At 46.9% G+C, this 23,727-nt stretch carries 23 protein-coding genes and 1 other annotated feature; of the genes, 13 read left to right on the top strand and 10 right to left on the bottom strand.

The window, feature by feature from the left end; translation table 11 throughout:
• Positions 1-122 precede the first annotated feature (122 nt).
• The 6 genes from mnmE to rpmH all read right to left on the bottom strand — a co-directional run bounded on the left by mnmE (position 123) and on the right by rpmH (position 4,019).
• A complete protein-coding gene (gene mnmE, locus Q0G26_RS08585; protein WP_293829881.1) occupies positions 123-1,502 on the bottom strand; it encodes a tRNA uridine-5-carboxymethylaminomethyl(34) synthesis GTPase MnmE in 1,380 nt (459 codons plus the stop codon).
• Positions 1,503-1,608: 106 nt separating this feature from the next.
• Positions 1,609-2,526: an RNA-binding cell elongation regulator Jag/EloR gene (jag, locus tag Q0G26_RS08580; RefSeq protein WP_293829879.1), complete on the bottom strand. Its 918-nt coding sequence runs from the start codon at positions 2,524-2,526 to the stop codon at positions 1,609-1,611.
• A 27-nt stretch (positions 2,527-2,553) separates the two neighbouring features.
• Complete coding sequence (locus Q0G26_RS08575; RefSeq protein WP_021720085.1) at positions 2,554-3,198, bottom strand: YidC/Oxa1 family membrane protein insertase; 645 nt, start codon at positions 3,196-3,198, stop codon at positions 2,554-2,556.
• 45 nt (positions 3,199-3,243) lie between these two features.
• The gene (yidD, locus tag Q0G26_RS08570; RefSeq protein ID WP_044484312.1) at positions 3,244-3,453 is read right to left on the bottom strand and encodes a membrane protein insertion efficiency factor YidD; all 210 of its coding nucleotides are present in this window, start codon (positions 3,451-3,453) and stop codon (positions 3,244-3,246) included.
• A 15-nt stretch (positions 3,454-3,468) separates the two neighbouring features.
• Positions 3,469-3,825, bottom strand: coding sequence for a ribonuclease P protein component (gene rnpA / locus Q0G26_RS08565; RefSeq protein ID WP_293695196.1), 357 nt, complete (start codon positions 3,823-3,825; stop codon positions 3,469-3,471).
• Positions 3,826-3,884: 59 nt separating this feature from the next.
• Positions 3,885-4,019, bottom strand: a complete 135-nt coding sequence (rpmH, locus tag Q0G26_RS08560; RefSeq protein WP_021718820.1) for a 50S ribosomal protein L34 — start codon at positions 4,017-4,019, stop codon at positions 3,885-3,887.
• A 360-nt stretch (positions 4,020-4,379) separates the two neighbouring features.
• On the opposite strand from rpmH, the gene dnaA reads away from it, so the two are divergent.
• The 12 genes from dnaA to Q0G26_RS08500 all read left to right on the top strand — a co-directional run bounded on the left by dnaA (position 4,380) and on the right by Q0G26_RS08500 (position 17,396).
• Positions 4,380-5,765 carry a chromosomal replication initiator protein DnaA gene (gene dnaA, locus Q0G26_RS08555; protein ID WP_293829876.1) on the top strand — a complete coding sequence of 462 codons (1,386 nt, stop codon included), beginning with the start codon at positions 4,380-4,382 and terminating at the stop codon, positions 5,763-5,765.
• 261 nt (positions 5,766-6,026) lie between these two features.
• Positions 6,027-7,136 (top strand): DNA polymerase III subunit beta, encoded by a 1,110-nt coding sequence (gene dnaN, locus Q0G26_RS08550; protein WP_293829874.1) that lies wholly within the window; start codon positions 6,027-6,029, stop codon positions 7,134-7,136.
• Positions 7,137-7,148: 12 nt separating this feature from the next.
• Positions 7,149-7,373: an RNA-binding S4 domain-containing protein gene (locus Q0G26_RS08545; protein ID WP_021720090.1), complete on the top strand. Its 225-nt coding sequence runs from the start codon at positions 7,149-7,151 to the stop codon at positions 7,371-7,373.
• The gene (gene recF, locus Q0G26_RS08540) at positions 7,373-8,500 is read left to right on the top strand and encodes a DNA replication/repair protein RecF (RefSeq protein ID WP_293829872.1); all 1,128 of its coding nucleotides are present in this window, start codon (positions 7,373-7,375) and stop codon (positions 8,498-8,500) included. Before Q0G26_RS08545 ends, recF begins: the two co-directional genes overlap by 1 nt.
• Positions 8,501-8,502: 2 nt before the next feature.
• Positions 8,503-9,279, top strand: a complete 777-nt coding sequence (locus Q0G26_RS08535; RefSeq protein ID WP_293829870.1) for a DUF721 domain-containing protein — start codon at positions 8,503-8,505, stop codon at positions 9,277-9,279.
• Positions 9,266-9,526 (top strand): extracellular matrix regulator RemB, encoded by a 261-nt coding sequence (remB, locus tag Q0G26_RS08530; protein WP_049897182.1) that lies wholly within the window; start codon positions 9,266-9,268, stop codon positions 9,524-9,526. Before Q0G26_RS08535 ends, remB begins: the two co-directional genes overlap by 14 nt.
• 2 nt (positions 9,527-9,528) lie before the next feature.
• Positions 9,529-11,469 (top strand): DNA topoisomerase (ATP-hydrolyzing) subunit B, encoded by a 1,941-nt coding sequence (gene gyrB / locus Q0G26_RS08525; RefSeq protein ID WP_293829868.1) that lies wholly within the window; start codon positions 9,529-9,531, stop codon positions 11,467-11,469.
• Positions 11,470-11,501: 32 nt separating this feature from the next.
• Positions 11,502-11,801, top strand: a complete 300-nt coding sequence (locus Q0G26_RS08520) for a hypothetical protein (protein WP_293829866.1) — start codon at positions 11,502-11,504, stop codon at positions 11,799-11,801.
• On the top strand, positions 11,801-12,538 hold the full coding sequence (locus Q0G26_RS08515) for a thiamine diphosphokinase (protein WP_293829864.1): 738 nt from the start codon (positions 11,801-11,803) through the stop codon (positions 12,536-12,538). Before Q0G26_RS08520 ends, Q0G26_RS08515 begins: the two co-directional genes overlap by 1 nt.
• A 188-nt stretch (positions 12,539-12,726) precedes the next feature.
• The gene (locus Q0G26_RS08510; protein WP_293829862.1) at positions 12,727-13,503 is read left to right on the top strand and encodes a TSUP family transporter; all 777 of its coding nucleotides are present in this window, start codon (positions 12,727-12,729) and stop codon (positions 13,501-13,503) included.
• 69 nt (positions 13,504-13,572) lie between these two features.
• Positions 13,573-16,023: a DNA gyrase subunit A gene (gene gyrA / locus Q0G26_RS08505; protein WP_293829860.1), complete on the top strand. Its 2,451-nt coding sequence runs from the start codon at positions 13,573-13,575 to the stop codon at positions 16,021-16,023.
• A gap of 38 nt (positions 16,024-16,061) precedes the next feature.
• The gene (locus Q0G26_RS08500) at positions 16,062-17,396 is read left to right on the top strand and encodes an MATE family efflux transporter (protein WP_293829858.1); all 1,335 of its coding nucleotides are present in this window, start codon (positions 16,062-16,064) and stop codon (positions 17,394-17,396) included.
• A 106-nt stretch (positions 17,397-17,502) separates the two neighbouring features.
• On the opposite strand, the gene Q0G26_RS08495 is transcribed toward Q0G26_RS08500, so the two are convergent.
• From Q0G26_RS08495 to Q0G26_RS08485, 3 genes are all read right to left on the bottom strand, one after another.
• On the bottom strand, positions 17,503-18,744 hold the full coding sequence (locus Q0G26_RS08495) for a hydantoinase/carbamoylase family amidase (protein WP_293829856.1): 1,242 nt from the start codon (positions 18,742-18,744) through the stop codon (positions 17,503-17,505).
• A 313-nt stretch (positions 18,745-19,057) separates the two neighbouring features.
• Positions 19,058-20,239 carry a MalY/PatB family protein gene (locus Q0G26_RS08490; protein ID WP_293829854.1) on the bottom strand — a complete coding sequence of 394 codons (1,182 nt, stop codon included), beginning with the start codon at positions 20,237-20,239 and terminating at the stop codon, positions 19,058-19,060.
• Between the two features lie 29 nt (positions 20,240-20,268).
• Positions 20,269-21,408 (bottom strand): PLP-dependent aspartate aminotransferase family protein, encoded by a 1,140-nt coding sequence (locus Q0G26_RS08485; RefSeq protein WP_293829852.1) that lies wholly within the window; start codon positions 21,406-21,408, stop codon positions 20,269-20,271.
• Between the two features lie 443 nt (positions 21,409-21,851).
• Positions 21,852-22,103 (top strand) — a binding site (T-box leader).
• Positions 22,104-22,175: 72 nt separating this feature from the next.
• Between Q0G26_RS08485 and Q0G26_RS08480 the strand changes: the two genes are divergently transcribed.
• The gene (locus tag Q0G26_RS08480) at positions 22,176-22,979 is read left to right on the top strand and encodes a MetQ/NlpA family ABC transporter substrate-binding protein (RefSeq protein WP_293829850.1); all 804 of its coding nucleotides are present in this window, start codon (positions 22,176-22,178) and stop codon (positions 22,977-22,979) included.
• 100 nt (positions 22,980-23,079) lie between these two features.
• On the opposite strand, the gene Q0G26_RS08475 is transcribed toward Q0G26_RS08480, so the two are convergent.
• Entirely contained in the window at positions 23,080-23,559 is a 480-nt protein-coding gene (locus Q0G26_RS08475; protein ID WP_293829848.1) for an L-2-amino-thiazoline-4-carboxylic acid hydrolase, read from the bottom strand.
• Between the last annotated feature and the right edge of the window lie 168 nt (positions 23,560-23,727).

Raw genomic sequence — 23,727 nt, 5'->3', positions numbered from 1 at the left:
CTCTTACCGTCTGTCAAATTTTACCGAAGCTTCGTCCTGGTTCCACACGAAATTTACGTTGTGCCCTACGGCACGGGAAAATTGCTGCTGACTGGAACGATATTTAATTGCGATGCACAACCCTACTTACCGATACAGAACCTCTCAAAAATCTCATTGATAATTTCATCCTGCACCGTATCACCCGTAATCTCCCCTAACAGGTCAATCGCCGAGCGCACATCAATCACAATACAATCATACGGCAGATAATCCTGCGCCGCAACCTCCGCATCCTGCAAACCCGCAAGCGCCTCACGCAGCAAACGCTCCTGACGCGCATTCTGAATATACGCACCATCATCAAGCGTACCCTTACTGCCATAAACATAACTCTTCAGCCAGGCAGTAAACGCCTCAATACCAACAAGAGTCTTGGCAGAAAGCGTCATCACCTTATCAGCACCAAAACGCTCACGCAGCTGCACCAAATCAACCTGCTGCGGCAAATCGCTCTTATTCACAATCACCACACAGGGCTTCCCGGCCGCAGCCTCTAAAATCGCCTCATCCTCAGCCGTCAGGCCCTCGCTGCCATCAATCACGCAGATAACCAGCTCCGAATCCGCCAACAGCTGACGGCTCTTCTCCACGCCGATTTTCTCCACAAAATCCTCGGTAGCACGAATACCTGCAGTATCCGCCAGCACCAGCGGCACACCATCAAGCAGCAGCTGCTCCTCAATAACATCACGCGTCGTACCGGCGTACTGCGAAACAATCGCGCGCTCCTCCCGCAGTAAAGCGTTCAGCAGACTAGACTTACCCACGTTCGGACGTCCCACAATAGCAGTACGCAAGCCCTCGCGCAAAATCTTGCCCGTATGCGCATGCGCCAGCAAATGCTCAATCCCGCTGCACACAGTAGTCAGGCTCTCCTGCACCCTGCCATAGGTAACATCCTCGATATCCTCCTCCGGATAATCAATCACAGCCTCCAGATTAACAACCACATCCACAAGCTGCTTACGCAAAGTACGCAGTTCACCTGCCAGCTGGCCCTGCTGCTGACGCGCAGCCAGCTTCAGGCTCGCCTCACTGCGCGAACGGATAATATCCATAACCGCCTCAGCCTGCGTCAGGTCAATCCTGCCATTCAAAAACGCGCGCTTCGTAAACTCGCCGGCCTCCGCCGGACGCGCACCGGCAGCAAACGTCAGCTGCAGAATCTTCTGCAGCGGCTGCACACCGCCGTGGCACTGGATTTCTACCACATCCTCCGCCGTATAGGACCGCGGAGCACGCATATACACCGCCAGCACCTCATCTACCAGGCTGCCGTCTGTATCATAAACATGGCCATAAGCAAGCGTATTCACAGGATATGCACCCAGCGCCTTGCCGGAAGCCGCCTTAAACAAGGTCTCACCCACCGCCAACGCCTTTGGTCCGCTAATACGCACAATACCTACAGCGCCTTCGCCAAGAGCCGTAGTAACAGCACTAATTGTATCCTCAGCCATATGACACCCCTTCTTTTATCTGTACCGCACAAAAAGCTCAGTACGGAAAAAAGGCTGCCGCAAATAAGCCTCTAATTAACTTAACGCGACAGCCTTGCTTTATATTTTATTTTTTCAGCTCGATAACCACATGACGATAAGGCTCATCGCCCTCGCTCAGAGTAGTAACACGACGGTCACCCTGCAGTGCCATATGGATAATCTTGCGCTCGTGCGGATTCATAGGCTCCAGGGCTACGCGCTCACCGGTACGTTTAACCTTATCCGCCAGACGTGCAGCCAGACGGTTAAGAGTCTCGATACGGCGGTCGCGGTAATCCTCAACATCAATGATTACACGCACACGCTCGTTGCTGTTCTTATTAGCAACAAGATTGGTCAGGTATTGCAAGCTGTCTAAGGTCTGTCCATGCTTGCCGATTAAAATACCCATATCATCACCATGCAGGCGGAAGGTAACGCTACCGTCATTTTTGTTGATGAATTTTTCCATAGCAACCTCAATATGCATAGCATTGAAGATTTTCTGCAAAAATTCCTTAGCAGCAGCAACTGCCTCATCACTTACATTGTATTTACGCGGTTCGCGATTCTGACGTTCGCGGCGCTCGCTCTTCAAAGCATTCAGCGCTGCAATAGCATCATCCACTGCGTCATCCTTAGCATCTGCAGCCTTTTTCTTGAAGTCCTCAGCAGCTACAGCAGCATCAGCCTTCACAGCATCTGCCTTTTTAGCAAAAGCAACGGCAGCAACAGCAGCGGCTTCCTTCACTGCAGCTACAGCATCAGCAGCAGCCTCGCTTACTGTTTTCTCAGCAGCGGGTGCAGCCTCTGCAGGTTTTTCTTCAACTGCAGGCTTAACGCTTACGCGTACACGGGCATCCTTACGGCCAAAGCCTAAAAAGCCCTTCTTTGCTTCTTCTAATACTTCAACAACAGCCTCATCAGCTGTAACATTCAGTTCTGCCAAAGCTGCTGCAACAGCTTCGTCCACACTCTTACCGGTCTTTTCAACAAAAGCCATCTTTACCAACTCCTATACGCTTACACGTTATTTAGCCGCAGCTCTGTTCATAATAGACTGCTGTGCAATCTGCATAATATTCATTACAACCCAATACAGAACCAGGCCTGCAGGGAAGGTCAAGCTGATATAACCGATGAACAACGGCATGAAGTACATCATCATCTTGTTCTGTGCACCGCCGCCGCTTGCCGGCATAGTCTGCTTAGTCTGAATGAAGGTAGTCAATGCAGAAAGCACCGGCAGAACATAGGTCGGATCTGCCTTGGAAATATCAGCCAGCCATAAAAAGCTGGTAATGAGTTCCGGATGTGCTGCATAGTTGTAATCACGGATACCATAAAAAATACCAATCATGATCGGCATCTGGATGAGCAGAGGCAGGCAGCCTGCCAGCGGATTAACGCCTTCGCTCTTATATAAATTAGCCAGCTCCATATTCAGGCGCTGTTTATCATCCTTATATTTTTCCTGCAAAGCCTTCATCTTTGGCTGAATTTCCATCATAGCCTTAGTTGACTGAATCTGCTTTTGAGTCAGCGGATACATAATCAGCTTAATAATAATGGTCATTAACACAATAGCCAGGCCAAGGTTCGGTATACCAATGCTCTCAGTAAAGTTATAGAGCACAGTTAACACCTGTTGTACAATATTAGCGAGAAAATCCAAGATATCACTCCTTAATAAACAAAGTGTTATAGCTTAATAGTATGCTTACGGCACCGGGTCATAGCCACCGGGATGAAAGGGATGGCATTTAGCAATACGCTTAATAGCCAGCCAGGTACCCTTCACCGGTCCCTTCTTCTGAATCGCTTCAATAGCATACGCTGAACATGTAGGATAAAACCTGCAGGTCGGCGGTTTCAGAGGTGATATAAAAATCTGATAGAATCTTATACACAAAATCAGTAACCTGCTCATAGCCTTCTATCCTTATTACTGCAGCAGAGCTGCCCTTTTTGCCAGTCTTAAAAATACACGCTCAAAAGTCTTGTAGTCAGCCTTTGTCAGCTTCTTGCGAGCCACCCAAACTATATGATAGCCCTTTTTGAGTTCTGCCTTATGCATGCGGAATACCTCACGCATCATACGCTTAACACGATTGCGCACCACAGCGCAGCCAAGCTTTTTGCCCACTGCCAGACCAATTTTTATATCCTCGCCCTGTTCCGGAAGAATATAAAAAACCGACATAGCGTCGACAACAGTGCGTCCTTTAACATAGACAAGCTGGAAACTTTTCTTCGATTTAAGTCGATTTAATTTTTTTAAAGTAAACTTTTTCTTTTGCATCAAATGCACACCTGCCCGCATGGAAAAAATAGGCCACTTGCGCGGCCTATTTTATAATGTTATGCAGACAATTTCTTTCTGCCTCTAGCACGTCTTCTTTTGAGAACTTGACGACCGCCCAAAGTTTTCATTCTTTCTCTGAAACCATGAGTTCTTTTTCTTCTGAGATTGTTAGGTTGAAAAGTACGCTTCATTCAGTATTCCCTCCTTATCCACCGCAAAATTTTATCAATTTCTAATGTATGTGAATATTGATAGCTGTTATTTGTTCTACCAACGCGGCCGTAACGCGCTTTTTCAGCACCTGCAGCACCACGCAAGGTATTACTAACTTATTATATGGGAAAATAAAAACTTCGTCAAGTAAAAACAGCTATTTTTCTGCCAACTGCGAAATTTTTCTTAGGAAATTTGCGAAGTTATCCACAGTCTGCTAAAATATATATGGAAATTTAGCTTCTCTTGTAATTTAACCGGCGCTTACACGCCCTTCCGCGGGCAATGCAGGCTGTCGTTTTTATTTTTCTAATTTTAGCGAGAAAGGATGTATCTATATGAATTCCTATGATTTAGCGGAAATCTGGGTCAGATGTAAGGACAAATTAAAGGAATCCTTTAATGAAAAGGTTTTTAACGTCTGGATAAAACCTATTATGCCGTTAGAGGTGACAGATACCTACTACAAAGTAGCTGTCAAAAACGATTTCTTTAAAACTATGCTGGAGGAAAACTACGCTCAGGTTATCGAAGGCGTCCTTGCAGGCATTATGAGCAAAAACATCAAGCTCATCATCGAAACCATGGACAACGGCAGCAGCGACAATTCTCCAGCTGAGGAGCTGCCCGCTGTACCAACAAAGCGTGAACAGCAGCAGCTGTTTAACGAAAACACCTCCGTGCAGCAGCCCGATGAAAGCAACCTGAACCCTAAATACGTTTTTGAAACCTTTGTCATCGGCAACTCCAACCGCTTCGCCCACGCAGCAGCGCAGGCAGTAGCCAATGACCCGGCGCATGCCTACAATCCTCTCTTCCTTTATGGCGGCGTTGGTCTGGGCAAAACACATCTGATGCACGCTATCGGCAACCGCATCAAGCAGAATAATCCCAGCATGAAGGTACTGTACACCTCCAGTGAAAAATTCACCAACGAAATCATCAACTCTATTCAGAACAAAACCACGGAAGCCTTCCGTCAGAAATACCGCAATATCGACTGTCTGATTATCGACGATATCCAGTTTCTGAAGGGCAAGGAGCAGACACAGGTAGAATTCTTCCATACATTTAATGCACTGAAGGATGCTGATAAGCAGATCATCATCTCCAGTGATCGTCCTCCCCGTGAAATTGAAACGCTGGAAGACCGCCTGCGTTCCCGTTTTGACCAGGGACTGACAGCTGATATCCAGACACCTGACCTGGAAACACGTATGGCCATCCTGCGTACCAAGGCAGCATCCGACAATATCACCCTGCCTACCGATGTCATCACCCTGCTGGCAACCAACATCGCCACCAACATCCGTGAGATCGAAGGCGCCTACAACAAAATAGTAGCATATACCTCCCTGATGCATATGCCCATCACCGTGGAAACTGCGCAAAAGGTTCTCGCAGACATGGGTAACGATATCAAACTCAAAAGCAAAACCATCACCTTTGAAGGCATCATCAAGGTTATTGCTGACCACTACAATGTGAAGCAGGACGAGCTGTTCAATAAAAAGCGTACCCAAAACATTGCCTTCCCGCGTCAGGTAGCTATGTATCTTTGCCGTGAACTGGCTGATTTATCTTATCCGCGTATCGGTGAGCTCTTTGGCGGACGTGACCATACCACCGTTATCCATGCTTATGAAAAAATCAGCAAATGCAAAAACAGCAGCCTCACCTTCCAAAACGAGCTGCAGGAAATCATAGAAATCTTACGGCAATAACAGTAAAAAAGTTATCCACAAAAACTGTTGATAACTAGCCCCTAAACTGTGTATAACTTTGGGGCACCAGTTGATAAAATTTTTTCCTGTAGATTGTGTGTATATTATTTCCCGGTTATCAACAGCTTTATATACATGGGAAATAACCCACCACAACTGAGCTTGAGGTACTTTTCCCCATAACTAACAGGCTCTACTACTACGTCGACTACTTTTTATATATTATAACAGTATTAAAAAACCAAGGAGGACTGTGAACAAATGATAATTTCCTGTAATACCAACAGCTTAAATAAAGCCATCCAAACAGTTCAAAGAGCAATTATTTCCAAGCCAAGCACACCTATCTTTTCCGGTATTCACGTAATCGCATCAGCTGACAAGCTGGAAATACAAGCTATGGATTTAAACATGGCCATTTCCTGCACCATTGATGCTGAAATCAGCGAGCCGGGGGAAATAGTTGTTTCTGCCAAGCATTTTGCTGACCTTATCCGTAAATTGCCCGGTGAAAGCCTGACTATCAGCAAGAATGCTGAAAAACATGCTATTAAAGTAAGCTCCGGTAAATCTGAATATCAGCTCTTCTTAATGAATGAAGATGATTATCCTAAATTTCCCACCTTTGATGCAGACAGAACCATTGCACTTGATGACAGTATGATTAAGGAGCTGATTAAGAAAACTATCTTCTCCTGCTCTACTGATGAAGCAAGACCTTTGTTTACCGGTATCCTCGTAGAGGCTAAAGACGGCAAAATCACCTTTGTTGGTACCAATACCCATCGTCTGGCTATCAAATCTCTGCCTTATGAAGGAAATGAAGCTATCAGCATGATTATCCCTTCTAAGGTACTAACGGAAATTTCCCGTAACCTGACCGGCGAAGTACCTCAGCAGGTACTTATTTCCCTGTTGAATAACCAGATTATGGTTGTGATTGATAATGTTGTTATTGTTTCCCGTCTGATTGAAGGTCAGTTCCCGGATTATCGTCGTGTTATCCCGCCTAAATTCGCTCTGACCAGCAAGGTCAATATTAAAGAGCTGGCAGGTGCTGTTGAGCGTGTAGCACTCTTCTCTACTGACGGTGATTACAGCATTATAAAAATGAGCGTAGCTGCTGAGGAAATTACGATTACCAGCAGCAGCCCTGATGTTGGTACCGGCCTAGAGGTTGTTGCCTGCCAGACTGTTGGTGACCCGCTGAATGTTGCCTTTAATGCTAAGTATATCTTGGATATTCTGAAGAACCTGGAAGCAGAAGAAGCAGTTTTATCCATGAATACCTCTCTCAGCCCTGTTTGCGTTACCTGCGCTGAAGAGCCTGATTATACCTATATCGTTACTCCGGTACGCGTTGTTTTCTAAGGAGCGGCTATTATGCAAAAAGAAACTGTAGAAATCAGAACAGAATTCATTACTATGGATAAGCTGCTGAAGTTTTCCGGTGTTGCTGATACCGGAGGCCAGGCATTTATGATGGTTGAAGATGGCGTTGTCCGCCTGAACGGCCAGCTGGTAACGGAAAAACGCAAAAAGGTGCATCCTGGTGATGTAGTTAATATTGATGACCAGATAGAGCTGACCGTTGCCAAAGAAGCTTAATGAAAATCAATAGTCTTTATGCGGTTAATTTCCGCAATTATGGAAGCTGCCAGCTGCAGCTTCCCGCTATGATTAATGTTTTTTACGGGCAAAACGCCCAGGGAAAGACTAATCTGCTGGAGGCTATCTTTTATGGTGCCTTCGGTATGTCGCACCGTACCTCGGCTGAAGAGGAAATGCTGAAAATGGGTACGGAAGCGATGGCTGTAGGCGTAGAATATGCCAGCTTCAGCGGCAGTCATGAGGTAAAAATCAAAAAATACCGTCAGCATGAGCGTTGGCACAAGGAAATACTGCTTGATGGTGCGCGCGTGCGTCCTAAGGAGCATTATGGCGCGCTGAATGCAGTAATGTTTTCGCCGGAGGATTTGCAGCTGGTCAAGGGTGAGCCTGCCTTAAGACGTCGCTTCTTTGATATGCAGATTGCGCAGACTGATGCTGTTTACTACGATCTGCTGCTGAAGTATAACCGCGTGCTGCTGCAGCGCAACCGTCTTTTAAAGGAGCTGCGTGATAACGGTGGCAGTGCTGAGGTGCTGCAGCCCTGGAACGAGGAATTTATCCGTCTGGCAGCAGCTATTGTACGCAGGCGTTTGGCAGCGCTGGCAAAGCTGCAGGCTATTGCCGGCGAGATTTACTCTTCTATTACGCAGGGCAGCGAAATGCTGCAGGTGCGCTATGAACAGAAGGCCAACAACAGCGAGCTGCTTTATCCGCAGTCTGCTGCGGAAGCCACAGAGGATTTTTATCGCGACAGATTGCTGGAGCGTCAGCGCATCGATATTCTGCGCGGCAATACAGGCATCGGCCCCCACCGCGACGATTTGCAGCTTTTGCTCAATGGTCTGTCCCTGCGCTCCTTCGGCTCTCAGGGGCAGCAGCGCAGCGGTGCCCTGGCACTGAAGCTGTCGCAGCTGCAGTATGTCAAAAACGAGCTGGGCGAATTCCCCGTCCTGCTATTAGATGACGTTATGAGCGAGCTTGATAACAGTCGCCGCTCCCAGCTGCTGCTGTTTATCGACGGCAGAGTGCAGACCTTTATCACAGTAAATGACCGCGAGCTGATACCGGAGCTTGCAGGCAATGCTTATTTTAAAATTTCCGGTGGCTGTATAAGCGAGGCCTAATTATGTATGCTGAAAATTTAGAGGCTGCGGAGGAGGTTATCCGCCGTCTGTTTGACCCGCGCCGCACCTATAAAGATGTTTATATTTCGCCGAAAATCAAAATGGCTTATCTGCAGCATTATCTGGAAAGCAGATGGAGCGAGATTGTGGGCGAAAACCTGGCGCGCAGCTGTGCGATTGAAAAAATCAGCGGCAACGAGCTTTATGTGCGTACGGCCAACAGTATGCTGGCTAATGAGCTGTATATGATGCAGCAGCTGTTCCTGCAAAAAATCAACTCCTTTTTGCTGGGACGTGTGCTGATAAAAAAGGTTTACTTTCATACCGGCAGCTTTTTCAAAAGGCAGGAGCAAAAGGCCAAGGAGGCCGAGCCGCCTGCCCCGCCTGCGGAATATACAAAATGCCCTGTCTGCGGTGCCCAAATGCGCAAGGGACTGGCAATGTGCAGCATCTGTGAGCGCGAGCAGCGCGAGGAGCTGCGCAGCAAGCTGGCGGAGCTGCTGCGGATTCAGCCCTGGCTGAAGTATGAAGATTGTCTGGCCTACTACAAATGTGATAAAATATTATTTACGGCTGTAAAGGAAAGCCTGCAAAGCTACTACTTTGAGCGTGTACGCTGCGGCTTTGCCGATAAGAAGGAAAGTTTGCTGGCGGTAATGTTTCTGCTGGAGAAGCAGCCGGACGAAATTACCTTAGCTTTATATGAAAATGCTTTAACTTATTTAAGGAGGGATCAGTGTGTATCTGCATTTGGGAGTAGATTACATGGTAAAAAATAGTGAGATTATCGCTATTTTTAATTTGAATCACCCTCAGTCACTGGTTTATGACGATTTCGTCAAGAAGTATGGCTCACGCTACAGGGTGGTTGATGCTTCCGGCGGCGAAGGCTATTATAGCTGTGTTCTGACCGGTGATACGATGTATTTGTCCTCGATTTCTTCGGTGACTTTGAAAAAACGCGCTGAATCAGGTTTTCTGGACGGCGCTGTCTATACTAATCTAGAAATTTTAAAACGGAGGTAAATATGACCCAGGAAATTGATATTGAAGAAGCTACAGCGGTCAAGGGCAGTTATAACGCTGAACAGATTCACGTGTTAGAAGGCCTGGAGGCTGTACGCAAAAGACCTGCTATGTATATCGGCAGTACGTCATCCCGCGGTCTGCACCATCTGGTGTATGAGGTTGTGGACAACAGTATTGACGAGGCTTTGGCCGGTTACTGCAGTGATATCAAGGTAATTATCCATAAGGATAACAGTATTACAGTTGTCGACAACGGCCGTGGTATCCCCGTGGATATGATGAAAAAGGAAAAGAAGCCTGCAGTTGAGGTTATCATGACGGTGCTGCATGCCGGCGGTAAGTTCGGTGACGGCGGCTACAAGGTTTCCGGCGGCCTGCATGGTGTAGGTGTTACCTGCGTTAACGCTTTGAGTGAGCATATGGAGGTTGAGGTTCGCCGCGGCGGTAAATGCTACGGTATTGAATTCAAGCAGGGCAAGACCTCTAAAAAGCTTTATGAAAAGGGCGATTGCGATGTTACCGGTACTACGGTGCATTTCAAGCCGGATGCTACTATCTTTACGGAAACTGAATACAGCTATGATACCCTGCGTCTGCGTATTCGTGAGCTGGCCTTTTTGAATAAAGGCATTACCATTTCTCTGACTGATGAGCGTGCCGAGGATAAGAGTGAAACATTCCATTTTGCCGGCGGTATTATCGAATACGTCGAATTTATGGATAAGGACAAGGATAAGATTAATCCGAAACCGATTTATCTGGAGGGCGAAAAGAACGCTGTCATCGTTGAGGTTGCAATGCAATATTGCGATACCTACAGCGAGAACATTTTCACCTATGTCAACAACATCAATACTGAGGAAGGCGGTACTCACCTCAGCGGCTTCCGTAAGGCGCTGACACGCACAATTAACGCTTATGCGCGTAAAACCAACATGCTCAAGGAAAATGAGGATGCACTGAGCGGTGATGATGTGCGTGAGGGCCTGACTGCAGTTTTGAGCCTAAAGGTACAGAACCCGCAGTTCGAAAGCCAGACCAAAATCAAGCTGGGCAACAGTGAGGTTATGCCAATCGTAGATAACCTGGTTGGCGATACTCTGGCCGAGTTTATGGAGGAAAATCCGCAGGTTGCCAAAAAGCTGGTGGAAAAGGCTATTATTGCTGCACGCGCCCGTCTGGCAGCGCGTAAGGCACGTGAGCTGACACGCCGTAAGAACGCTATGGATTTGGGCGGTCTTCCCGGCAAGCTGGCTGACTGCAAGAGCCGTAATGTTGAGGATACCGAGATTTATCTGGTCGAAGGTGACTCCGCAGGCGGCAGCGCTAAGCAAGGTCGTAATAGTGACTTCCAGGCTATTTTGCCGTTGCGTGGTAAAATCCTCAATGTAGAAAAGGCACGTCTTGATAAGGTGCTGAGCAGTGAAGAAATCCGCAATATGATTACCGCCTTCGGCTGTGGTATCGGCGATGACTTCAATCTGGAGAAGGCACGTTATGGCAAGATTATTATTATGACAGATGCCGACGTCGACGGTGCGCATATCCGTACGCTGCTGTTGACCTTCTTCTACCGTTATATGCAGCCCCTGATTAAGGAAGGACATGTGTTTATTGCACAGCCGCCGCTGTATTTAATCCGTAAAAACCAGAAGCAGCATTACTACGCTTACAGCGATGAAGAATTGCAGCAAATCCTCGACGAGGTTGGCCGCGATACTAACCCGTATGTACAGCGCTACAAAGGCTTAGGCGAGATGAACCCCGGCCAGCTGTGGGAAACAACTATGGATCCTGCTGCACGTACTATTCTGCAGGTTCATCTGGAGGACGCTGCTGAAGCAGACCGCATTTTCTCTATCCTGATGGGAGATAAGGTTGAGCCGCGTCGTCAGTTTATCGAGGATAATGCGAAGAAGGTTCGTAACCTGGACCTGTAAGCAGGCTTGTAGCATAAAAAGAGGTGCTTTAAATGGTTAAAATTAAAAAAGGACTTTCTGATGCAGATATGCTGAAGGGCTTCAGCGAGGAGCTGACCTTTGAAAATGGCATGTATGCTGATGAAAAGGTTAAGCAAAGCAAATTAAAGGGTGCTAAGGCACCCGCAAAAAAAGAGCTGCTGCTGCCGGAGAATGCGCAGGAGCGTCTGAACCGTTTTCTTCTGGAAATTAGCATGGAATGGCTGAAGAACAAGAATGGTGACTGCACCTGGAAGGTTCTCAAGGAAAATGGCCAAATTGTGATTAAGCCTGTCGCTGTAGCGAAAAAATAATGGCTGCTAAGCTTTTTGTACTGCCTGAGCTGGAGCTGCGCTTGATGTTTCACGTGAAACATCAAGCTGCTGCTCTCTCCCCTGCTGCAACTTTATTGGTGGTTGCAGGTGGACGCGGACCTAAACTAGAGTGGCTGCACAGTGTCAGTGACGGCAAGAAAATTTACTGCGCCGACCGCGGCGCTGAATACTGCTTCGCAGCCGGCTGTGTGCCTTCGGAGCTGTTTGGCGACTGCGACAGCTCATCGCAGGCTGTTTATCAGCAGGCACGCGCTGCAGGTACTGTAGTGCACAGTTTTAATCCTGCAAAGGATGATACTGACTTACAGCTTTTACTGCATAATTTGCCTGAGGGAGACATTCTTGCTACCGGCATTTGGGGCGGGCGCTTCGACCATTTATACAGCAACGTCTATACGCTGCTGGGTGTAAAAAAGCAACGTGGTTGTCAGGTGATGTTGGCAGATGATAAGGAATTTATGCTGCTGCTGACAGCAGGCGAAAGCGTAGAGCTGAAGCTGCAGGCTGCAGCCGAAGCTGTTTCGTTGCTGCCCTTAAGCGAAAGCACGACAGTAGATTTTACCGGCGTGCGCTGGCCGCTACAGCAGGCAACGCTGCGCCAGCTCTACCCCTACGCTATCAGCAATGAAGTTAATGCTGATGCCGAAAAAATCTGCTGCACCTGTCATAGCGGCGCTTTAGGCTTGTATATCCGTTGGGCGGAAGGCAGTAAATAGGTAAAAGTGAATAGTGTATAGTGTGCAGTGAATAGTTAAAAGTTAAAAGTTAAAAGTGAATAGTGAATAGTGAATAGTGAATAGTTAAGGCGTGCATTCTGATATTGGAAACAATGAACTCCATTCTCTTAAAACTAACCACTAATAACTGACAACTAATCACTAGTCACCGAAATGAGGGGAATTTTTTGGAAACTTTTGTGGCGAATTTAGATACGACGACAGTTATCTTCCTGATTATCTCAGGCTTTATAGCTTCGTTTATTGATTCAACAGTTGGCGGCGGCGGTTTAATTTCCACCCCTGCCCTCTTGAGCCTGGGCTTGCCTGTTCCCTATGCTTTGGGAACAAACAAGCTGGCAGCCTCTATCGGCTGCTTCACCAGTGTGCTCTCCTTTTGGCGCGCCGGTAAAATAAAAAAGGCTGCCTTTACGCTGATGCCGCTTTCCTTTATCGGTTCAGCCTTAGGTGCTTATGTAGTTTACCTGCTGCCGGAGCAGCTGATGAAAAATATCATCGTCGTGCTGCTGGTTGCTGTTGCTGTTTATACCTATCGCCGTAAGGATTGGGGCGATGCCGGTACGATAGAAAAGCTTGGTATGCAGGCTTTAATCGGTGCCATCGTCATGGCGTTTGCCATGGGCTTTTATGATGGCTTCTTCGGTCCCGGTACAGGCTCTTTCCTGATTTTTGGCTTTTTGTATTTGGGATATGACTTTGTAACGGCTGCCGGTAATGCCAAGGCGTTGAATTTTGCCAGCGGCGTTGGTGCTCTTGTATCCTTTGCTGTCAGCGGCACGATTATCTGGAGCTACGGCCTGATTATGGCTGCGGCGATGATTGCCGGTGCTGTTGTCGGTACCCGTTTGGCAATAAAAAAAGGCGCTTCTTATGTGCGCCCCTTGTATTTGTTGGTTACCACCCTGCTGATTGGCAAGCAGGTTTATGAGATATTATTAAAATAACCTGTGCTGAGGCACTCTGCCCTGTTTAACAGGTTGTGATATTGTTTTTTGTAAAGGAAAGGTGATAAAGTGGATTTAGAAAATACCACTGGTAAAGTTCTTCCCGTATATATCGAAGAGGAAATGCAAAAATCCTATATCGATTATGCGATGAGCGTTATCATCCAACGTGCTTTACCTGATGTCCGCGATGGTCTGAAGCCTGTACATCGCCGTATTTTATACGCAATGCAGGAAGCAGGCATGACTCCGACGAAACCCTATAAAAAATCCGCTCGTATCGTCGGTGACGTTTTAGGTAAATATCACCCTCATGGTGATAGTTCCGTATATGATGCAATTGTGCGCCTGGCGCAGGATTTCTCTACCCGCTATCTGATGGTAGACGGTCATGGTAACTTTGGTAGTATTGACGGCGACAGTCCGGCAGCAATGCGTTATACCGAGGTGCGTATGGCTAAAATTGCTGAGGCAATGCTGGAGGATATCGAAAAGGATACAGTTGATTTTGTACCTAACTATGATGAATCCTTAAAAGAGCCCAGTGTACTTCCTTCTAAGGTCCCTGCCCTGCTGATTAACGGCAGTGCCGGTATCGCAGTTGGTATGGCTACTAACATTCCGCCGCACAATCTGTGTGAGGTTGTTAATGGCCTGGTTATGCTGATTGATAACCCTGATGTAGAAATTCCGCAGCTGATGACAGCTATCAAAGGCCCTGACTTCCCGACCGGTGCCTGCATTTTGGGCAAGGAAGGCATCACCAGCGCTTATAACACCGGCCGCGGCGTTGTAAAAATTCGTGCTAAAGCTGAGATCGTGCCTGCCAACAAGGGCAAGCACCATATCGTTATTACCGAAATCCCCTACCAGGTTAACAAAGCTAACCTGATTAAGGATATTGCTAATCTGGCTAAGGATGGCGTAATCGAAGGTATTACTAAGGTTGATGACTTCTCCAGCCTTAAAGACGGCATGAAGATTGTTGTTGAGCTGAAGAGTGATGCTGTTCCTGACGTTGTTCTGAACCGTTTGTACAAGCATACTGCCCTGCAGAGCTCCTTTGGTATCATTATGCTGGCGCTGGTTAACGGTCAGCCGCGTGTCCTGAACCTCAAGCAGGTGCTGGAATACTATCTGGAGCACCAGAAGGATGTTATCACCAGACGTACCCGCTACGAGCTGGGCAAGGCCAAGGACAGAGCTCACATCTTAGAGGGCTTGAAGATTGCTCTGGATAATATTGATGCTGTAATCAGCACCATCCGCGGCAGCGCAACAGCAGAAATTGCCCGCACTGCTTTGATGGAAAACTTTAAGCTGAGCCAGCGCCAGGCACAGGCTATTCTTGATATGCGTCTGCAGCGCCTGACCGGCCTGGAGCGCAAGAAGATTGACGAAGAATATGCTGACCTGCTGGAAACCATTGACTGGCTGGAAAGCGTATTGGCAGATGAGCATAAGGTTATGAACATTATCAAGGAAGATTTGCTGGAAATGAAGAAACGCTTCGGTGACGAGCGTCGTACCGAAATTTCCATCGACAGCTCCGAAATGGATATTGAGGACCTGATTGCTGAAGAGGATATCGTTGTAACCATCAGCCATCAGGGCTATATCAAACGCCAGACTTTAGACAACTTCCGCAGCCAAAAACGCGGTGGTGTAGGCAAAACTGGCGGCAGCGGCAAGAAAATTGATGATTCCGCAGAGCATCTCTTCCTCTCCACCACTCACCATAACATTCTCTTCTTCACCAACCGTGGCCGTGTATATCGCCAGAAGGGCTATGAAATCCCCGAAGCAAGCCGCACTGCCAAGGGCACAGCTATTATCAATTTGCTGGCATTGATGCCCGGTGAAAAGATTACGGCTGTTATTCCGGTGAAGGAATTCAGAGAAGAGCAGTACATGTTTATGGCTACCAATAAGGGTACCGTCAAGAAAATCAACCTCAAGGATCTGGAAAGCGTCCGCAAAAACGGCATGATTGCTATTAATCTGGACGATGATGAGGACCTGATCGGTGTAGAGCTTACTGACGGCAACAGCGAAATCATTTTGGCAACCCGCAACGGTATTGCCATCCGCTTTGATGAGCAGGATGTACGCACCATGGGACGCACCGCGCATGGCGTAAAGGGTATTTCCCTCAACTACGGCGATGAGGTTGTTGCTATGGACAGCGTTTCCGATGAAAATTCCGAGGTGCTGACGGCAACTGAATTTGGCATGGGCAAGCGTACAGCGGTTAAGGAATATCGTAAGCAGACTCGTGGCGGCAAGGGTATCATCAATATGAAGATTACCGAAAAAACTGGTCTGGTAATCGGCATGAAGGTAATTAACCCGGCGCAGGAAATTATGATGATTACCGCGGCCGGTCTGATTATCCGTACCGATGTGGACCAGATTTCTCAATATGGCCGTAATACCCAGGGTGTAAAACTGATGACCTTAAACGATGATGACAAAGTTGTTTCTTTGGCAGCAATCCATCATGAAGAGGATGCTGAATAAATTTGTTTATTTGTTTTAACGTATATGTTTTCTAGAAAATGAAGAGCTTTAATGATTCATTAACAGGTAAATATTTGCGTATTGCCCTCCCCGCTGCGTTGGAGGGCATTTTTATGACCTTTCTGGCAGCAGCCGATTTGATTATGGTAGGCGTATTGGGTGCCAAGGCCATAGCAGCAGTAAGCATTTTTCTGCCGCTGCGCCTGGTACTGCTGACAGTATCACGCTCACTGGCATCTGCTGTTACTATATTGACAGCCAATAAATTCGGTTCCGGACAGCATTCTGCCATTAAGGTTTTGCTGCGACAGAGCTTTACTGTCAGCAGTATCCTGCTTATAGTACTGCATCTGCTTTTCTATGGCTTTTTTGAGAAGCTGGTGGTGCTGATGGGTGCACAGAGCGACTATTTGGAGTTGGCGCTGGCTTACGGCAATCCTGCCGTGGCTGCAGTACTGCTAAATTCTCTTTCGCTTTTATTGCAGGGAACCTTGTTGGGCGTAGGTCGGACAAGCGCTATTATGAAAAGCAATATTGTCGGCAATGTAGTGAATATCGTCTGCAATTATTTTCTCATTACCGGCTTTGGCAGCTTTGCCGGCTGGGGCGTGCGTGGCGCGGCAATCAGCACGATTATCGGTTCCCTGTGCACTCTTGGCATCACTGTCTGTATTATGAAGCATGAGGGCTTTTTCAGTGATGGTCTGCTGCAGCTGCCGGACAAAGTCTTCTGGCGGGAATTTATGCCGGTATTCGGCGGTGTTTTCAGTGAGCTGGGGGCGGAACGCATCGGTATGCTGGCCTATGGCTGGATGACTGCGCGTCTTGGTACTCTGCCCTATGCAGTACACAGCATCTGCTATAACATCTGCGATTTTTCCTATGATTTTATCTTTGGCTTCGGTAAGGCCAATATGGTGCTTGCCGGGCAGATGCGCGGTGCTGCTGATTATGCAACCTGGAAGCGTTGCCGCAGCATAGGCTTTAAATGGGGCCTGGGACTTTCCGTTGCCTCTTTTATTATCCTGTATGCTGCACGCGTGCCGATTTTCAGCGTTTATTCCCAGGATGCACAGGCACTTGCTCTAAGTGAAACGGTAATGTTCTGGGTAGCTGCCGTTTGCATACCGCAGGGGCATACGATTATCACGGCAGGCATATTGCGTGGCAGCGGTCAGACTACTGCTGTTGCCGTCTATTCCTTTGTGCTAATTACCGTTTTGCGTCCTCTGATGACGGCTTTCTTTATCTATTATTGCAAGCTGGGGATTGTGGGCGCCTGGGTACCGATGTTCTTGGACCAGTCGCTGCGTAGTCTGTGCTTTACCTGGAAGGTTATGCGGATACGCGGACTTAAGGATTTAATAAAATAAATATGCTGTATAAAAAGCAAAGCAGCTTCTGCCTCGCAGAAGCTGCTTTTTGTCGTGTTGAAATATAAAATTACTTTATTGCAAGGTCATAGCGAACCTATACCGCCTACTCTGCAAATTTCGTCCCCAGCTCTTTTTCAGCCAGACGGATGAATGCACGGATTGCTTCCTCCAGCTGTGGCTGCGGGGTATTTTCTTCCTTGCAGTGAGAAATTCCGGGATCGGACTGGGTGAACATCATTACCGAAGGTACAACGGCATTCAGAGGCACGGCATCATGCAGCGGTGCGGAATACATGCTGTGTTTTGCACCGGTTTCCTCCTCTACGGCAACGTTGCAGTCCTCTACCAGCTGCTCATCAAAGAGAATCGGTTCAGCATGCCAGATAGGCTCAAATTCTACAGTGAGCTTACCCTCCTGTGCATGCTTCTGCGCCGCAGCCTTGGCTTCTGCAACAATGATTTGCATTGTTTCCGGCTTAATGCTGCGCTGGTCCAGCGAAATGCGGCAGTAGCCCGGAGAAATAGTAGTCAGGTCAGGTTTTACCTCGATATTGCCTACAGTGCAATAGGAATCATATTTAAGCGCAATTTCACGTAAATCAAGTGTGGTCTGCGCTGCCGCAATAAAGGCATCCTGACGCAGGGCAACAGGCGAACCGCAATGTCCCTGCTGTCCGCGGAAGGTGATATACTGGCGGTTGCAGCCGCAAACGCCGTAAACGCAGGCTACGCTTTTTTTGGCTAAAGCCAGCAACGGTGCCTGCTCAATGTGCAGCTCCAGGTAAGCTTTAACCGGCAGCTTGGCAAAGGCAGTGTGTGCCTCCCCTATCTTGCTGGCATCAAGGCCGTATTCCTGCCAGACATCGCTGAAGCTGCGGCCGTTTTCCTGATGGATTAAGGGCAGTACATCCTTGCTTGTGACAATGCCGCTGACAGCGCTGCTGCCAAGACAGCTTTTGCCGAAGGCTACACCCTCCTCATCTGCCCAACCGACAACGTAAAGAGTTTTGGCAGGCTTTTTATCTGCCAGACCATAGGCACCGATGCCCATGCCTGCTACAACGCCTAAAGCGCCGTCCAGCCAGCCTCCGTCAGGTACGGAATCGAGATGACTGCCGATAACAATGCACTCCTCGCTTTCGCCGGCAAATTTGGCCCAGCTGTTACCTGCAGCATCTGTCCAGACCTCCGCACCTGCGGCCTGCATCTTTTTAGCAAACCATTCCGTTGCTTTCTTGAATGTAGGTGTCCAGGCAATGCGCTGTGCACCGTCTGCATCAGAGGTTAAGGCTGCCAGCTCCTTGAGATCAGCAACAATGTTTTTGGCTATTTGTTCACGTTTCATATAATGCTCCCTTCCTGCTTCATTAGGCTTTTGCATAACGGCAAAAGCCTAAAAAGTAAGTTTATTATATTTTATTATAGCTTTAAAACCAATTTGTTCCGCTGTTTTATATGCTCCGATAAGAGCGTTACAGCAAACAAGCATAGGATAGCTTATTTGCATTATATACAAATCAGCGTCAATTTACAAGATGTAATAATGAACCTGCAAAAGTATAGCGAAAATAAAAATAAGCTGCTGCCTTCACTTTGGCTACAAAGAAGGCAGCAGTTTTTTTTGGAGATATGTCGTCAAAAGAATGGAATTAATAAATTTAATTTAATGCATGAACAGCTTGTTTCAGCTGCTCAAGTCCCTGTAATAATAGCGCACGGGGGCAGGCAACGTTGATACGTTCAAAGGCTTCGCCCTCCTTGCCGAAGATACCGCCGCCGTCAAGCCAGAGGTGTGCTTGATGCCAGAGCCACTGCTCGCGTTCGGCAGCTGTAAGGCCTAAGGCGCTGCAATCAAGCCAAATCAGATATGTCCCCTCAGGATGGAGCAGCTTAATCTGCGGCAAGTTCTGCTTCAGATAATCATCAACGAATTTAATGTTATCTTCGATATAAGTCTTTGCCTGTTTTAGCCAATCTTCGCCATAAGTGTAGGCTGCCTGGCAGGCAACGAGTCCCATGGTATTTATCTGGCTATAGCCTGCTGCTGCCACTTGCTTGCGGAAGCGGCGGCGTAAAATTTTGTTGGGAATGAAGATGTTGGATATCTGTAAGCCGGCGATATTGAAGGTTTTGCTGGGCGCAGTGCAGATTACACAATTTTGCTCGTACTGCTCACCCAAACTTGCAAAAACCGTCTGAGAGTTATTTCCCCAGACGAAATCGCCGTGAATTTCATCACTTACGGTAATTACACCATGCTTAAGGCAGATATCGCCCACTTTTTGTAGCTCAGCGCGTGTCCAGACACGGCCAACGGGGTTATGTGGTGAGCACAAAAGCATCAGCTTAACATTGTTGGCGATAATTTTTTCTTCCAAATCGGCAAAGTCCATTTCGTAATGACCATTTTTCAGGATGAGCGGTGAATTTACCAGCTGACGGTTGTTATCTTCAATAACCTCACTGAAAGGATAGTAAACAGGCTGCTGTACAAGCACGCCCTCACCTTCTTTAGTAAAGGCCTTCACTGCCATCGCAAGGGCAAAAACTATGCCGGGAGTCTTGGTGAGCCATTCGGCTTTGGGAGTCCAGTTAAAATGCTTAGTATACCAGTCACGGACAGCTTGAAAATATGCTTCTGTACTTTCACTATAACCGAAGATGGCATGTTGGCAGCGTTCAACAAGTGCTTCCGGTATTTCCCGGGCAATAGGAAAATCCATATCTGCTACCCAAAAAGGTAAGACGTCTGCCGGACGACCACGCTGGATGGCAAAATCATATTTTAGGCAGTCTGTATTACGTCTGTCGATTATCTTGTCAAAATCATATTTAGTCATAATCTATCACCAAATTTTATTCTTATAAATTATTCTACCGCAGCAAAGGCCTGTGCCAAATCATCAATAAGATCCTGCGTTGCTTCGATGCCTGTAGAGAAGCGCAGCAGACAATCTGTAATCCCCTTTTCGGCACATTCTTCGGCAGTAAGGTCGGTATGCGTCTGGCGAATCGGATAGGTTATCAGGCTTTCCGTACCGCCAAGGCTTTCGGCAAATTTAATGAGCTTGACGCCCTCAAGAATTTGGCGTGCCGTTTCCGCGTTGTCTACAGCAAAGGAAATCATGCCGCCGAAGCCGGTGGTCTGCGCTTTGCTGATTGCATAACCGGGATGATTTTCCAGACCGGGATATAAAACGTATTGTACACGCGGCTGCTTTTGTAGCCATTTGGCAATGGCAAAAGCATTTTTCTGGTGCTGCTCCATACGCAGCGGCAGAGTTTTGATACCGCGGATAACGAGCCAGGCATCAAGTGCTCCCAAACAGGCACCGGTTGTTTTATAAATCAGTCGCAGCTTGTCGGCAATAACAGGGTCCTTGGCTACGGTAAAGCCGACGAGTACATCGTTATGACCGCAAAGATATTTTGTTCCGCTATGGATAACGATATCAGCGCCAAGGTCCAGCGGTCTTTGAAAATATGGTGTCAGAAAGGTATTGTCGACGATAACCAAAAAATTATTTTCGTGGGCGATTTTGCTGATAGCACGCAAATCACTGATTTCCATTGTGGGGTTGGTAGGTGTTTCCAAAAAGATGGCTTTTGTATTGGGCTTAATGGCAGCCTTAATTTCTTCCAGTTTAGAAGTATGCACAGAAGTAAACTCTACACCGTTTTTGGCGTTGAGGTTGCGGAACAGACGGAAGGAGCCACCGTAGAGATCGTTGCCGGTGATAATGTGGTCGCCGGGCGCGAACAGATTCATAACCGCATCAACTGCAGCCATACCGGAGGAAAAAGCCAAGGCATCGACACCGTTCTCCAATGCTGCCAAAAGCTGCTCCAGACGTGCACGTGTCGGGTTGGATTCACGTGTATAGTTAAAGCCTGTGGTGTCCCCCAACTTGGGGTGTGCAAAGGTTGAGGAAAGATAAATTGCCGGGGTAATGCTGCCGGTTGCGTCAGCTGCGCCGATTTCATGAATACATTTTGTTGCAAATTCCATAGTGTCATCTTCTCCTTTCAAGGTCAGGCGGCAAGATACCGGATACTTCATCAGGATTGCCGGAAGCTGGTTTATGCATGTTACTGCATTTTTTTCTCCGGTATCTTCTCACCTGTTAAACGTGATATTATCAAAATTTTTATTCGTGAAACAAAATCAACAAGCAGTGCTTGTGTGATGTTTGCTTGATAATTTACACGATAAAACCTAGCTTGTCAATAGGTGAATTTACAGCTTTTGTTATGTTTTTGGGCGCTATAATGAAGAAATGTAAAATTAAAAATTATATTTATTTTATTCTTCGCTATTAGCAAACTATATAGCCAAGTGATTTTTGTAACATCGTTTACAAATCTACTAAAATACTAGGCTTTTTGAAATTTTTTCCGTTTTTTTGTTGACAGATGCTTTGACAAGTTGTATATTTTTACTCACAAGTTCATATACGAGCAATGAAAAGAAGAGTACGCAAGGAGTACTGCCACAGAGAGCTTCCGTTTGGTGAAAGGAAGCGCAGGAGAATTTGCCGAAGATGGTCTTGGAGCTGATTGGCTGAAGCGCAAGTTTAGGTCGTCCGGGTGCACCCGTTACAGTGCTGAAGTATTAATGGCTTAGTCCGGCGTACTTGAGGAGGCTGCTATCGTGAGGTAGCAGTGAATTTGGGTGGTACCACGAAGTTTGCTTTCGTCCCTTACTGCATAATGAAAATGCGGTATGGATAAACGAAGGCTTTTTTTATTTTAGTTTTACAAAGGAGACGATGAATTATGTTGAAAAAATTATTGGTTATTGCGTTATCTGTAGTGGCATTGGCAGCAGCAGGCTGCGGCGGCGGTGATAAACAGGCTCAAACAACGATTAAGGTTGGTGCTACCGCCGGTCCCCATGCCGAGGTTGTGGAGGCTGCGGCCAAGGAAGCGGCCAAAAGTGGCCTGAAGGTACAGGTTGTGGAGTTCTCTGATTACGTTACGCCGGATAAGGCTTTGGCGGATGGTGAGCTGGATTTGGTAAGCTACCAGCATAAGCCCTTCCTGGATAATTTCAACAAGACGAACAAGACTGACCTTGTACCCATCGGCAATGCTATTTTAATGCGCATGGGCATTTATAGCGATAAGGTGCATGATGTTAAGGATATTCCTGATGGTGCGACGATTGCTATTCCTAATGACCCGACAAACGGCGGTCGCGGTCTGCTGCTTTTGCAGCGCGCCGGCCTGTTGAAATTGAAGGATGGCGTGGGCATGAAGGCTACTCCGAAGGATGTTGTCGATAATCCTAAGCATCTGAAATTTAAGGAGCTGGAGGCAGCACAGCTGCCGCGCAGCCTGGCTGATGTAGATGCTGCTGCTATTACCATGAACTATGTAATGAGCGGTGGCCTGGATGTTAAAAAGCAGAATATCTTCCTTGAGCCTAAGGACGAACCGCTGGCTGTAATGATTATTGCTGCCCGCAACAATGATAAGGATAAAGAGGCTTACAAGGCTTTTGTGAAGGCTTACCAGTCTGAGGCTGTGAAGAAGTTTATTGCCGATAAATATAAAGGAACCATTGAGCCTGCATTTTAATGTAGAAAAAAATATATAGAAAAGCTCCCATTAATATCAGCTGCAGCAAATGTACAGTATATTAAGGGGAGTTTTTATTCATCGGTATAGTTTGCAATTATTATTTTTTATTGTTTTCTTTCATACGGAAGCAGAAGGTGCAATGACCATCTGCATACATGATATGGTCATGCACACATTCCATATTTTCGTTATAGCCTTCGGCGATAGCGGGATCGATGTTTTCGCAATAAATGCGTCCGTATTTTTCTTCATCTGCATCCATCCAGGTTTTGGCAAATACACAGCGGTGAAAATCCTGATGAATACCGTCTTGCTTATAAATAGTATCGTAACCGAATTCTTCGCTGCGGCCCATATCGTAGTTATCCAGATAATTTTCAAGCGTATTTTCTTTGCCGTTGGCTTTGGCGCGGGCAGCAATGTCCTTGCCGCGTTCAATACCAAATTCTTTAACGCTGTCTTCTAAGACCTTCAGGCCTTTTTCGCCAAATTCTTTTTCCAGATTTTTGGCGGTAATAGAAAACATTCTGGCAAATAAAACAAACATGGAAACCGGTTCTTTAACTTCTTCTTGCATTTTAATAATCCCTCACTTGTTTTGCATTGGACTATATACGGAAACCTATATAGCTCATATGCATTATACAAAAAAGTCGCAAATCATACAAGACGAAATTTCAAATTTCAAAACGATAATATCGTAAAAAGAAAATCTCGTTACTTGCGCAAGGAAGCAACGAGATTG

This window comes from uncultured Phascolarctobacterium sp., from assembly GCF_934190775.1.
GTDB lineage: Bacteria > Bacillota > Negativicutes > Acidaminococcales > Acidaminococcaceae > Phascolarctobacterium_A.
This window is presented reverse-complemented; position numbering and strand designations above follow the sequence as displayed.